This is a genomic window from Streptosporangium sp. OZ121, assembly GCF_051918885.1.
Classification (GTDB): Bacteria; Actinomycetota; Actinomycetes; order Streptosporangiales; family Streptosporangiaceae; genus Streptosporangium.
Genome location: NZ_JBPXMC010000009.1, coordinates 248,480 through 260,832, shown reverse-complemented (window position 1 = coordinate 260,832; position 12,353 = coordinate 248,480). Strand labels below are relative to the sequence as shown.

The 12,353-nt window shown below is 73.0% G+C and carries 8 protein-coding genes; 6 read left to right on the top strand and 2 right to left on the bottom strand.

Translation table 11 applies throughout. The annotated features are described in order from the left end of the window. Window positions 1-91: 91 nt before the first annotated feature. Together ACTOQ1_RS19255 and ACTOQ1_RS19250 are read left to right on the top strand one after the other, a co-directional pair. On the top strand, window positions 92-1,255 hold the full coding sequence (locus ACTOQ1_RS19255; protein WP_440068928.1) for a hypothetical protein: 1,164 nt from the start codon (window positions 92-94) through the stop codon (window positions 1,253-1,255). 95 nt (window positions 1,256-1,350) lie between these two features. After that, window positions 1,351-4,806, top strand: coding sequence for an SCO7613 C-terminal domain-containing membrane protein (locus ACTOQ1_RS19250; RefSeq protein WP_440068926.1), 3,456 nt, complete (start codon window positions 1,351-1,353; stop codon window positions 4,804-4,806). A gap of 62 nt (window positions 4,807-4,868) precedes the next feature. Here ACTOQ1_RS19250 and ACTOQ1_RS19245 read toward each other — a convergent pair whose 3' ends face one another. Further along, window positions 4,869-5,291, bottom strand: a complete 423-nt coding sequence (locus ACTOQ1_RS19245) for an STAS domain-containing protein (protein WP_440068924.1) — start codon at window positions 5,289-5,291, stop codon at window positions 4,869-4,871. Window positions 5,292-5,620: 329 nt separating this feature from the next. On the opposite strand from ACTOQ1_RS19245, the gene ACTOQ1_RS19240 reads away from it, so the two are divergent. The 4 genes from ACTOQ1_RS19240 (at window position 5,621) to ACTOQ1_RS19225 (ending at window position 10,117) form a co-directional block, all read left to right on the top strand. Then, window positions 5,621-6,634, top strand: a complete 1,014-nt coding sequence (locus ACTOQ1_RS19240; protein WP_440068922.1) for an NAD-dependent epimerase/dehydratase family protein — start codon at window positions 5,621-5,623, stop codon at window positions 6,632-6,634. A 162-nt stretch (window positions 6,635-6,796) separates the two neighbouring features. Next, window positions 6,797-7,987 (top strand): L-2-hydroxyglutarate oxidase, encoded by a 1,191-nt coding sequence (gene lhgO, locus ACTOQ1_RS19235; protein ID WP_440068920.1) that lies wholly within the window; start codon window positions 6,797-6,799, stop codon window positions 7,985-7,987. Between the two features lie 34 nt (window positions 7,988-8,021). Continuing rightward, on the top strand, window positions 8,022-8,729 hold the full coding sequence (locus ACTOQ1_RS19230) for a response regulator transcription factor (RefSeq protein ID WP_362841158.1): 708 nt from the start codon (window positions 8,022-8,024) through the stop codon (window positions 8,727-8,729). Beyond that, the gene (locus tag ACTOQ1_RS19225; protein ID WP_440068975.1) at window positions 8,729-10,117 is read left to right on the top strand and encodes a HAMP domain-containing sensor histidine kinase; all 1,389 of its coding nucleotides are present in this window, start codon (window positions 8,729-8,731) and stop codon (window positions 10,115-10,117) included. Before ACTOQ1_RS19230 ends, ACTOQ1_RS19225 begins: the two co-directional genes overlap by 1 nt. 200 nt (window positions 10,118-10,317) lie before the next feature. Here the strand turns inward: ACTOQ1_RS19225 and ACTOQ1_RS19220 are convergent, their stop codons facing one another. Then, on the bottom strand, window positions 10,318-12,321 hold the full coding sequence (locus ACTOQ1_RS19220) for an efflux RND transporter periplasmic adaptor subunit (RefSeq protein ID WP_440068918.1): 2,004 nt from the start codon (window positions 12,319-12,321) through the stop codon (window positions 10,318-10,320). Between the last annotated feature and the right edge of the window lie 32 nt (window positions 12,322-12,353).

The window sequence follows — 12,353 nt, the reverse complement described above, 5'->3', positions numbered from 1 at the left end:
CTCCAGGCGAGCGGATTCGCGAGGAAATCCGCGTCGGCCGGACCCGCCACGTCGGTGACGCCCGCGCGTACCGCCGGGGCATGATGGCTGAATGCTGAGTAAGGCGGGGGAAGTCCTGGTTCGCGTGTTCGCGGTGGCCGGCCTGGCCACGGCCGCGGTCCTCGCGGGACAGGGCGCGTGGGCGGGCGAGGGGCAGGGAGTCCGGGGGGACGCGGGACACGGTACGCGGGCTGGGGCGGCGCGAGAGGCGGCGCACGGCGTACCGGCGGGTACCGGGCGGGCGGACGGCGGGGAGCGGATCCTCTTCCGCTTCAAGGACAGCCGGATCACCGAGTCGAGCGGGCTGGCGGTCTCACCGACCGGCAAGGACGTCTACTACACCCACAACGACAGCTCCGCGGGGCCGGTCTTCTTCGCGGTCGGTCCCGACGGGCGGACCCGCGCGACCTTCACCCTGCGGGGGGCGGCCTCCCGCGACTGGGAGGGCATGGCGGCCTCCACCGATCCGAGGACCGGGCGGGGAGTGCTCTGGTTCGCCGACATCGGCGACAACCTCGAGGGGGCATGGCCCGACATCTCCGTGTACAAGGTGGCGGAGCCCACCACGCTGAGCGACGCCGTCGTCCCCGCCGTGCGCTACCGGTTCCGCTACGAGGACGGCGGCCACAACGCCGAGGGCATCATGGTGCACCCCCGTACCGGCCGCCTCCACATCGTGACCAAGCAGTTCGCCGGTGCCGTCTACCAGGCTCCGAAGCGGCTGCGCACCGACAGGGTCAACGTGCTCCGCAAGGTCGGCTCCGCGCCCATCATGGCCACCGACGCCGCCTACGCCCCCGACGGGTCGAGCTTCGTCATCCGTACCTACTTCTCCGCCACGGTCTACCGCGCACCGGGAGAGCAGATCGCCCGGGTGACGATGCCGGAGCTGCGGCAGGCCGAGTCGATCACCTACACGCGCGACGGCAGGTACCTGCTGACCGGCAGCGAGGGAAGCCGCAGCCCGGTCTACCGGGTGCCGCTGCCCGCGAGGATCCTCGACGCGGCGGCTCCCGAGCCCACGTCCGCCCGGCGCCAGGCGGCTCCCACCCCGGCCTCCGGCGCTCCGGAGCCCACGCCGGTCGCCGGGGTGAAGGCCGAGGAGGACGGCGCCGGCGCGGACACGGGGGTGCCGACCTTGGCCGTGCTCCTCTGGCTGGCCATCGCCGCGGGCGCCATCGGCGCCATCACCCTGATCGCCCGCAGAACCCGCTGAACCCGCAGAGGTACTCAGACCCGCAGAGGTACTCAGACCCGGTTGAGTGATCCGACGCAAGCGGACGGCAAGCCGCTTGCGCCATCCTTCGGACCATGCATGACGAGAACCCGGCGTCGAGCCCCCGCTCCTCCTCGCCGGTGGGCTGTCCTGAGTGCTCGGCCCCCATCGCGGGGACGCACGAGCGCTGCCCGCGCTGCGCGCTGCCCCTGAGAGGACCGGTGGCGGCCGAGCTGTGGCGGCTCGACGGTGCCCTCGCGGGGCTGCGCGCCCGCGAGGCGGAACTTCTCATCCGGCGCGGTCACCTGCTCGGCCTGCTCAGGCAGGAGCGAGCCGGGCAGGAAGGAGCCGGGCAGGAAGGAGCCGGGCAGGAACCGGCCGGACGGGAGCGAGCCGGACAGGAAGGAGCCGGGCAGGAACCGGCCGGACGGGAGCGAGCCGGGCAGGAGCGGGCACACCCGACCGGTGGCAGACCCGCCGGGCCGCCGGAGACGGTGCCCGAGCCCGACGGGCGGCCGAAGGCGGTGCCCGAGCCGGGGAAGGACTTCTCGCCCCGGGCGGTGCAGAACCTGTTGCTCGGCCTCGGCGGGCTGCTGCTGGCCGTCGCGGCCGTGGTGTTCACGGTGGTCAGCTGGGGGAGCATGGGCCTCGGCGGCCGGGCGGCGATCCTGGCCGCCGTCACCGGGCTGACCTTCGCCGCGCCGACGCTCCTGGTGAGGCGCGGGCTCGTCACCACCGCCGAGACCATCGCGATGCTCGGCGCGGCACTGCTCTTCCTGGACGGCTACGCGGCCCGGCGGACGGGGCTGGCCGGGGCCGACGGCATGGCCGTACTCCATTACGCCGCCCTGCTGTTCGCCCTGGTCGCGCTCGCCATGGTGGGCTACTCGCGGCTCCTCCCGCTGCGACTGCCGCTGCCCGTCGCGATCGTCCTCGCCCAGTTCCCGCTCCCGCTGCTCGCTCTCGGCGAGACGACGCCGTGGATCACCGCCGCGCTCGCCGCCACGGCCGCCGCCGACGCCGCGTTCCTGGTGTTCCTGATGTTCCACGTGGTGGGCCGGACTTCCGCGCCCGGCGGCCGTGGGCCGCTGAGGACGGTCGCGGTCTGTTTCGGCGTGGTGTGGGGGCTGGGGGTGTGCCACGGCGTCCTGGAATCACTCATGAGGAAGACGCAGAGCCCGTTCCCCGGCGACGTTCCGGCGATCGTCTCGCTCAGGGACGCCCTGTTGCTGGTCACGCTGGCGGTGATCGGGCTCGCGGTCGCGCGGAGGACACGGAACACGGACCGCCTCTGGGTCGTCACCGGCGTCTCGGCGCTCACGCTGACGGCGGGACTGGCGGCCCCCGCCTGGCCGTTGCTGCCGCCGACCTGGTGGGCCGTACCGTACACGGTGGCGGCCCTGGTCACCGTGACGGTCATGCTGTACGCGCCCGGCCTGGACGAGCCGCGGGTCCGCTCGTCCGGTGCCGTCTCCGCCGGGGTGCTGGCGGTGCTCACCGCACTGCCTTTCGCGAACGATGTGATCTTCACCCTGGTCGCCCCGTTCAACCGGCTCGGCGATGTGTGGTCGGGATCCCCGGGCTTCGCCGATGCCCGGCTGATCGCGCCGTTCCCGCAGTTCCCGGTCGTGTCGGGGCTGCTGGCCGTCGCCTCGGCACTGGCGGCCGCCCGGGGGCGGGCCTCCATGGGGTTCGCCGCGCTCGCCGCCGGGACGCTCGCGGTGGCCGTCGCCCCCGTCGCCTTCGGCTGGGGGCATGGGGTGGACCTCGTGGTCCTGTCGGCGCTGGCCGTCGTCCTCGTGACCGGCATGACTCTGGCCGGCCGGCCGCGGTGGGCGGGGGCCCTCGCGATCGCCGCCGGCGCGGTGTCCGCGGTGGCGACGGCCACCGCGCTCGCCGAGCGGTCCAGCACGTACGCGACGCTCGGCGTCCTGCTCGTCGCGTGGGGCGCGGCGGCGTTCGCGGCCCGGGTACGCGAGGCGGCGGCGGTCTCGCTGGTCGCCGGTGTGCTCTCGGCGACCGGCCTGATGTGGGCGGTCTCCGCCGGGACCCGGTGGCTTCCGGCGAGTGACGGCCTGTCCCTGTCCCTGGCCGCCGGTGCGGTGCTCGCGGCGCTTGTCGCGCCGCGCGGCGGCTCACCGGCCAGACCCTCGCCCGAGGGCGCGCCGGGGGAGAACGGTGATCTCCGGCGGTCCGCCGGGCTGGTGCTGAGCGCCGTGCTGGCGGTGCTCGCGGTCGTCTCCGCACACGCCGCCGTCACCGCGATCCTCGGTTTCCACCGCCCCCTCGTACGGCCCTGGACGGCCGCGACAGGCCCGGCGGGCGGCCATCCGCTGCTCGCGGTGGTGGTCGGTCTCGTCGCCGCGGCGGCGGTGCTGGTCTCCTGGCAGGTGGCGCGGCGCAGGGGCGCGACCAGGGCGGCGCTGCTCGCCTGGCCCGCGGTGGTGGTGGCACTGCCGGTGTCGGTCGCCCTGCCGTACGGGGTGGAACTGGGGCTGTTCGTCGCCGGTACCGTCCCGACGGCGTGGATGGCGGCGCGGAGCCGCGCGAACGCGGCCTTCGGCGGGGTGGCGGCGCTGTGGACCGCCTTCGTCGCGATCTCCTGGGCCCTCATGAGCGAGCCCGCGACCCTGCTCGTCCTTCCCGCCGTGGCGGTGATCGCCGTGGCGGTCGTGCTGGGTGACCAGGCGAGGGCGAGGGGAAGGGCCGGGGCGGGGGCGGCGGTCGCGTTCGGGGAACGGGCGGTGGCGCCGGTCGCGGCGGGGCTGGCGGCGCTGCTGGCGGGCGGGGAGGCGCTGGCGGCCGGGCTGGCGCTGGACTGGCCGGTACGGCACGCGGCGTTCGGCCCGCTCGTCGTGGCCTGCGCGGCGGCGGCCGTGGCGGGCCGGTTCAGGAGGGCGACGTTCGCGGTCGGCGTGGAGGCGGCGGGGTACGTCCTCGCGGGAGCGGGCCTGCCGCTCGCCTCGGCCGACCTGCCGCTGGCGAGCCTGGCGTGCGCCGTGACGGGCGTGCTGATGGCCGGTACGGCGCTGCGGCCCGATCGCCGATGGGCAGGATACGTCGGAACGGGCTTCCTGCTGCTGGCCTCCTGGCTACGGCTGCTCGCCTCCGACATCAGCGTGATCGAGGCGTACACGGTCCCGTTCTCGCTGGTGCTGCTGGCGTTCGGCTGGTGGCGGGCGCGCGGAGGGGGGACGTCGTCCTGGGTCGCCTACGGTCCCGGGCTCGTCTCCAGCCTGGTACCCAGCATGTTCGCGCTGCTCACCGGCTCGGGCTGGCTCCGGCCGCTGCTGCTCGGCGTGGTCTCGCTGGCCGTGCTGCTGGCCGGTGCCCGGTTCCGGCTCCAGGCCCCGGCGGTCCTGGGCGGGCTGACCCTGGCCGTCGTCGCCCTGCACGAGCTGGCGCCGTGGATCGCGGAGGTGGTCGTGCTGGTGCCCCGATGGGTGCCGATGGCGCTGGGCGGGGTGCTGCTCGTGGTCGTCGGCGCGACCTACGAGGCGCGCCTGCGGGACGTGCGACGCCTGCGGGGCGCGGTCGGCCGGATGCGCTGACCGTTCCCGAGGTCGCTTCCCGAGGTCGCTTCTCCGGGTCGCTTCCCGAGGCCGCTCAGGGCTCAGCCGGGGGACTGCAGGTCGCGGCGGGCGGCGTGGTCGAGAGACGCCGCCACGTCGGGGTCGACGGGGAACCAGGTTAGGAGACCGGTCACCTGCAGAAGGCGTTTGAGGACATCCGATACCCCGGCGAGGCGCAGCCATCCGCCCGCCTCCGAGGTCACCCGCGCGCCGCTGAGAAGTATCCGCAGCCCTGTGGAGTCGCAGAAGGTGATGCCTCCGGCGTCGATGACGATCCGCGGGCGGTAGTCGGAGACCAGTTGTTCGATGGTCTCTCTGAGCAGTTCACTGGAATTACGGTCGATGTCACCCGTGACAGTGATCACGGTGCAGTCAACGTGCCCGTGGTGGTCGACGCCGATGGAGAGTTCTCTGCTCATCGCCTCGTATCTCCACCCGGTGACGCGGTCGGTTTCGGCCGCCATCCGGCCTGATCAAGGTATACCCCTCCGTGACACCGGGGTGGGCGACGGACGGGAGACATGTGCGTAACGGCTGTGGACGCCCGCCGTTCGCCGCCCGCTTCGGGAGCAGGTGCGGGCGCGATCCCAAATGCAATCCCAGATGCGATCTCATACGTGATCCCGGGCGTGATCTCATACCGAAAATGAATGACCGCATTACTCTTTACTGCCCCGACATATTCACGTATTCCTCGACCGGCCTGGACGTGTTTCCCGCATAGGCAATGACGGTTAAGAACCAGGCCGGTTATCCCTTCTCTTGCGGTGAGGATTGCCGCTAACTTTCGAGCATGCGCGTTCTGATAACCGGGGCATCAGGTTTCGTCGGCTCGCATGCGGTCGCCGCGCTCCTCGCAGACGGGCATGAGCCGCTTCTTCTCATACGTAATCCAGAGAAAACACGCGAGGTGCTGGCCGCCATCGGGGTGACGGGGGCGATTCCCCTGCACCGGGCCGATATCCGAGACGCGGCGGCCGTGCGGGAGGGGCTCGAACAGTGCGACGCCGTCATTCACGCCGCCGCGGAAATCGGGGTGATCGGCCGGGCCGATGACCTGAACGGTACGAATGTGACCGGGGTCAGGAACGTCCTCGGGCAGGCCGTCGAACTCGGTCTCGACCCCATAGTGCACGTCTCCAGCGTCGGCGTCTTCGTGCCCCCCTCCGGGCCGGTGATCACGACCGAGAGCCCGCTCTCCACGCCCAGGAACGGATACGGCAGAAGCAAGATCTCCGCCGAGCGTTACGCCAGGCGGCTGCAGGAGCAGGGGATGCCGATCACGATCGTCTATCCGGCCGGGGTCACCGGGCCCTACCAGCCCTCGCTGGACGCGATGGTGGAAGGGCTGCGCGCCGGCCTGGAACAGGGCTGGCCGATCACCGCGGGCGGCGTCAACATCGTCGACGTACGGGATCTGGCCGTCGTGCTCGCCCGCTGCCTCGAACCGGGGCGCGGGCCACGCCGCTTCATGCTGGGCGGGCACTACCTCACCTGGGCCCAGCTCGCCGACGTCTGCGACGAGTTGACGGGGAACCGCGGCCGGAGGTTCAGGATCCACCGGTCGGTGTTGCGCGGCGCGGCGGCCGTGGGCGACGTGATGAAGCTGATCAAGGAGATCGACTACCCGCTGACCAGGGACGCCGTCGAGATGATGGTCACGATGGTCCGCACGTACGACACCCCGACCCTGGAGGCGCTCGGCGTGGGCCTGCGGCCGGTCCAGGAGACCATCGCCGACTCGCTGCGCTGGCTGGCACGGGAAGGACATCTCACCACCGGCAAGGCCGGGAGATTGGCGGGATAATGTCACGCGGTGACACGCTTCCCACCCTGGCGGAATCGAGCATCTCGGACCACGCCATGATCACCTTCAGGGAAAGCAGCCTCGCAGGAAAGCGACCTCGCAGGCGGGCGGCCTTGTGAGGCCCTCGCACGAGGCAGGGGAACGAGCAGGGAGGAGCCGGCGATGAAGGTCGGGATCGTCGGTGCGGGGATCGTCGGGCTGGCCGTGGCCAGGGAGACGGCGCTGACCCACGGGGCCACCGTGACCGTCCTCGACAAGGAGGACCGCGTCGGGGCCCACCAGACCGGGCACAACAGCGGTGTCGTCCACGCCGGGATCTACTACCGTCCGGGCTCGCTCAAGGCCACGCTCTGCAGGGAGGGCGTGGCGATGCTCAGGCAGTACTGCGCCGAGCACCGCATCCCGTACGACGAGGTCGGCAAGCTCGTCGTCGCCTCCACCGGAGCCGAGCGGCCCGAGCTGCGCGGGATCGCCGAGCGGGCCCGCGCGAACGGGGTGCCCGGCATCGCCGAGCTCGACGCGCTGGCCCTGCGCGAGATCGAGCCGCACGCCGTCGGCGTGGGCGCCGTGCACTCCCCGCACACCGCGATCGCCGACTTCCCCGCCGTCGCCCGGCGCCTCGCCCTGGACGTGGAGGAGAGCGGCGGCTCGGTGCTGCTGTCCCACCCGGTGCGCGCCGTACGGGAGACCGCGGGCGGGGTGAGCGTCCTGGCGGGGGAGCGGACGCTGAGGTTCGACCGGGTGATCGTCTGTGCCGGGCTCGGCACCGACACCGTCGCGCGGATGGCGGGGATCCCCGGCGACGTACGGATCGTCCCCTTCCGCGGCGAGTACTACGCGCTGGCCGGGGAGGCGAAGAACCTGGTCCGCGGGCTCATCTACCCGGTTCCCGACCCCCGCTACCCGTTCCTCGGCGTGCACCTGACCCGCAGGATCGACGGCGAGGTGCTGGTCGGCCCCAACGCGGTCATGGCGCTGGCGCTGGAAGGCTACTCCTGGCGGGACGTCGACCTCGCCGACCTGGGCCGGATCCTGGCCTGGCGGGGCACCCGCCGCCTCGCCGCCCGGCACTGGCGGACCGGGATCAGGGAGGTGGCCGGTTCGATGGGTAAAGGATCCTTCCTGCGGGCCGCGCGCCGCTACGTCCCGGCCCTGACCGGCGACGACCTGGTCAGGACCGCCGGAGGCGTCCGCGCACAGGCTGTGGACGGGCGGGGCGGCATGCTGGACGACTTCGCGATCGACGTGCACGGCCGCGTCGCCCTCGTGCGCAACGCCCCCTCACCGGCGGCCACGTCAAGTTTGGCGATTGCCAGGCATATTGTGGGGTTAGCCTCAGTGTTGACCAGTTAACTGCTTTCTCATGTGGGCCGGTGAAAATAAACCAGTGACCGACTCACCCGAGGCCCGCCTGCTGATCGTCGAGGACGAGCCCAACATCCTCGAGCTTCTGGCCGCGAGCCTGAGGTTCGCCGGGTTCGGTGTCAACACGGCGGGCAACGGCACGGACGCCGTCGCCGCCGTCCAACGGCACCGGCCCGATCTCATCGTGCTCGACGTGATGCTCCCCGACATGGACGGCTTCGACGTCGTACGGCGCCTGCGCGGCGGCGGCAGCGACACGCCGGTGGTCTTCCTCACCGCGCGTGACGCCACCGAGGACAAGATCCGCGGGCTGACCGTGGGTGGGGACGACTACGTGACCAAGCCGTTCAGCCTGGAGGAGGTCGTGGCCCGCATCCGGGCCGTGCTGCGCCGTACCGGCTCCGGCGACCTCGCGCCCCGGCCACCCCGGCTCACCTTCGCCGACCTCGAACTCGACGAGGAGAGCCACGAGGTGTGGCGCGGGGGCAGGGCGGTGTCGCTGTCGCCGACGGAGTTCAAGCTGCTGCGCTACTTCATGGCGAACGCGGGGCGGGTGCTGTCCAAGGTCCAGATCCTCGACCACGTGTGGGACTACGACTTCAGGGGCGACGTCGGCATCGTGGAGTCCTATGTCTCCGTGCTCCGCCGCAAGATCGACAATGTCGAACCGAGGTTGATCCACACCCTGCGCGGCGTCGGATACGTGCTGCGCTTACCACCGGGCACGTGATGCTCAACGCGACTCCCCTGCGGGTGAAGCTGATCGGCGTCATCCTGGTCCTGCTGACGATCGCGCTCGCCCTCATCGGCATCGGCAGCGTCTCGATCATGCGCGGTTACCTGATCGACCGCGTCGACAGCCAGATCGACCTGACCACCGACTCCGCGCTGCGCCGCATGAACAACCGGGGGTCGGTCGCGCTGGTCGGCAAGTCGATGCCGTCCGACGCCAGGCTGGAACTCCGCGGCAGGAACGGCAAGACCCTCGTCCTGCTCAGCGGCATCGACGTGGAGGGCAAGCCGGGGCCGGAAGTGTCCCCGGGACAGGGCGGCCACTCGTTCGAGAGCGGCGACTGGCGGGTCAGGGTGACCTCGCTGGACACCGGCGGAACCCTCATCGTGGCCGTGGACATGGGAGAGGTACGGCAGATCGTCGGCCAGCTCGCGCTGGTGGAGCTGCTCGGCGGGAGCGGCCTGGTGCTGATGCTCGCCGGGGCCGGTGTGGTGATCATCCGCAGGAGCCTGCGCCCGCTGGAGGAGATCGAGCGCACCGCGGAGGCCATCGCCGCCGGAGACCTGGGCCGCCGCGTCCCCGACGCCGACCCGCGCACCGAGGTGGGCCGCCTCGGCCGGTCACTGAACGGCATGCTCGCCCAGATCGAGACGGCCTTCCGCGCCCGTTCGGAGTCGGAGTCCTCGGCCCGCAGCTCGGAGGAGCGCATGCGCAGGTTCGTCGCGGACGCCTCGCACGAGCTGCGCACGCCGCTGACCTCGATCCGGGGTTTCGCCGAGTTCTACCGGCAGGCGCCCGGCATCGACGCCGCGCCGCTGATGCGCCGGGTCGAGTCCGAGGCGGTCAGGATGGGCCTGCTCGTCGACGACCTGCTGATGCTGGCCCGGCTCGACCAGCAGCGGCCGATGGTCATGCGTCCGGTCGACCTGCTCGCCATCGCCGCCGACGCCGTCCACGACGCCCGCATCCTCGCCCCGGAACGCGAGGTCACGCTCTCGGTGGACGGTTCCGCGCTCATCGTCTCCGGCGACGAGGTACGGCTCCGCCAGGTCGTGGGCAACCTCATGACCAACGCGCTCACCCACACCCCCGAGGGCACCCCCGTACGGGTGGCCCTCTCCGGCGACGAGGGCATGGCCGTCATCGAGGTCGCCGACGACGGGCCCGGCCTCACCACCGAGCAGCGCGAGCGCGTCTTCGAGCGGTTCTACCGCGCCGACTCCGCCCGGGGCCGGCGCGCCCCCGAGGACGGCGGCAGCGGTCTCGGCCTGGCCATCGTCGCCGCGATGGTCGAGGCGCACGGCGGCCGCGTCGCCGTGGAGTCGGAGCCAGGCAAGGGCTCGACGTTCCGGGTGATCCTCCCGCTCGCCCCCGAATCCGACTGAACCGCGCCCGCGGATCATCCGAACGGATCGCGTCTCCGGACCCGGCTGAACCCCGTCTCCGGACCCGGCCGGATCCCGATCCCGGACCCGGCCGGACCCACCGGAATCCGGCTGATTCCGCCGGTCCAGCCGGTTCCGCAGGTCCGACCGGTCCGGCCGGTCCGGCCGGTCGGACCGGCCGATCACCGTCACCGCCCGGTTCAGGGGGCGCCGGTGCCGGGTTCCGGCCAGCTGCTGTCGGGGAACTCCCCTCCGGCCGTGCCGCCGGGCAGTACCACCCGGTCGTTCTCGGACAGCCCGGAGGTGATCTCGACGTACCGGTCGCCGCGGACCCCCGTCTCCACCACCCGCTCGGCGCCTCCCCGCACGGTGACCCTGGAGACCCCGTCCCTGGTCCGTACGGCCTGCGCCGGGACGTAGAGCGTCTCGGCGGACTCGGCGACGGTCACGGTGACCGAGGCGGTCTGGCCCACCAGGAGGTTCGCCGGGGGCTCGTCGAACGCGATCGTGACGCCGTACCTCACCAGCCGGTCGCTGGTGGTCGCGGTGGGGGCGATCCCCGTCACGGTGCCCGTGTACCTCTCCCCCTGCCGGGTGGCCAGGGTGATCGCCGCCTGTTGCCCCAACTTCAGGCTGCCGATGTCCGACTCGGTGAACAGCGCCTCCACCTGGAGCTCGTCCAGGTCCCCGAGGGTGAGGAAGGCGCCGGTGCCCGCGCTGTCGCCGACCGCCCCGGCCACGGACATGACGGTGCCGTCGGCGGGGGCGACGATCCGCACACCCGCGAGTTCCTCCTTGGCGTCGGTCAGCTCCGCCCGGGCCTGCTTCACGCGGGCCTCGGCCTGCTCCACGGTGAGCGTCCCCCGCCCGGCTCCGCCGTTCTGCTGAGGACCCTGCCGAGGGCCCTGCTGGGTGTTCCGCCCGCCGTCCTGCCCGGTGCCCCTGTCCGTTCCCGTTCCCGTGCTCGCGCTCGGCTTCGGGGTGGGACATCCGGTGGTGGTGGGCCTGGCGGTGGCGGTCGGTACCGCCGTGCCGGTGGGACCGGTGGGACCGGTGGGACCGGTGGGGCCCGCCGTCGGTCCGGGGTGCTCGCCGGGGCCGGTCGAGGGGCCCGAGGGCGGGTCTGCGGGACCGGGGCCGGTGGGGCCGGTGGTCGCGGGCGGCTCGCCCCCGTGCGGCCTCGCGGTCACGGTGACCGTCGCGGTGGCCGTCACGGTCACCGTCGGAGCCGCCGTCACGGTGACGGTGACCGTCGGCGCGGGCTGGGGAGCGCCCTCACCCGTCCGCGCGGCCACCGGTGTCGCGACCGCCGGTGTCGCGGTCGGTGCCGGTACGGACGCGGAGTTCCGCGCCGGAACGGGGGTGGGGGTGAGGGCCGGGGCCGCCGCGAAGCGGTACCCGGCGGGGACGATCCCGCCCGCGGGGACGACCTGTGCCGTCCGCGCCGACCCGGCCGGGGCGGACGCCGGGTACGGCGAGAGCGTGCGCGCCGATCCGGCCGGCGGGGAAGTCGAGGGTGGTGAGAGCGTGCGCGCGGGCCCCGGCCCCTGCGTGGGGGCACCCGTCCTGGTCGGGGCCGGCGTGGGGGTGGCATCCGCCCCCGGAGACCGTGTCGGCGTGGGGGTGGCGTTCGCTCCCGGAGGCCGTGTCGCCGTGGGCTCGCAGCCGGCCTGCCTGGCGGGACCCGTCCGGTCCGACCCCGTCCGATCCCCCGTCCGATCCCCTGTCTGGTCGGACCCCGTCTGGTCCCCGGCCCGGTCAACCGCCCGGTCCCCGTCCTGGCCTCCGGCCTGCTGCCCGGCCTCGGCCGTCCCCGTGCTCTCCGGAGTGCTCCCCGCCGTGTCCAGAGCCTCCTCGGCCGCCGCGAGCTGCGCCTTCGCCGCGTCGTAGCGCTCGCGTGCGGGGGCGGAACCGATCCTGGCGAGCACGTCCCCCTTGCCGACCCTGTCCCCGGGCCTGACGTAGACCTTCGTGACCGTCCCCGAACCGCCGAAGGCCAGGTCGCGGGTGCCGTCGTCCACGGTGCTGCCCGCGGCCGACACCGCGGCGGTCACCGTCCCGCGCCTGGCGGACGCCAGTTCCACCCGGGGAGCCTGGTCGGAGCCGCCGTCGAACACGACGATCGCCCCCGTGCCCACCAGGACGAGGGCGGCCAGGGCGAGTCCTCCCGCGCGCAGCTTCTTCGGGAGATGGGTCGGTCTCATGGCGGACATCCTGGACCGCCTGATTCACAGCA

Coding starts and splice junctions, on each gene's coding strand:
- ACTOQ1_RS19255 (WP_440068928.1), top strand. CDS start 92: ATGCTGAGTAAGGCGGGGGAAGTCCTGGTTCGCGTGTTCGCGGTGGCC.
- ACTOQ1_RS19250 (WP_440068926.1), top strand. CDS start 1,351: ATGCATGACGAGAACCCGGCGTCGAGCCCCCGCTCCTCCTCGCCGGTG.
- ACTOQ1_RS19245 (WP_440068924.1), bottom strand. CDS start 5,291: ATGGCGGCCGAAACCGACCGCGTCACCGGGTGGAGATACGAGGCGATG.
- ACTOQ1_RS19240 (WP_440068922.1), top strand. CDS start 5,621: ATGCGCGTTCTGATAACCGGGGCATCAGGTTTCGTCGGCTCGCATGCG.
- lhgO (WP_440068920.1), top strand. CDS start 6,797: ATGAAGGTCGGGATCGTCGGTGCGGGGATCGTCGGGCTGGCCGTGGCC.
- ACTOQ1_RS19225 (WP_440068975.1), top strand. CDS start 8,729: ATGCTCAACGCGACTCCCCTGCGGGTGAAGCTGATCGGCGTCATCCTG.
- ACTOQ1_RS19220 (WP_440068918.1), bottom strand. CDS start 12,321: ATGAGACCGACCCATCTCCCGAAGAAGCTGCGCGCGGGAGGACTCGCC.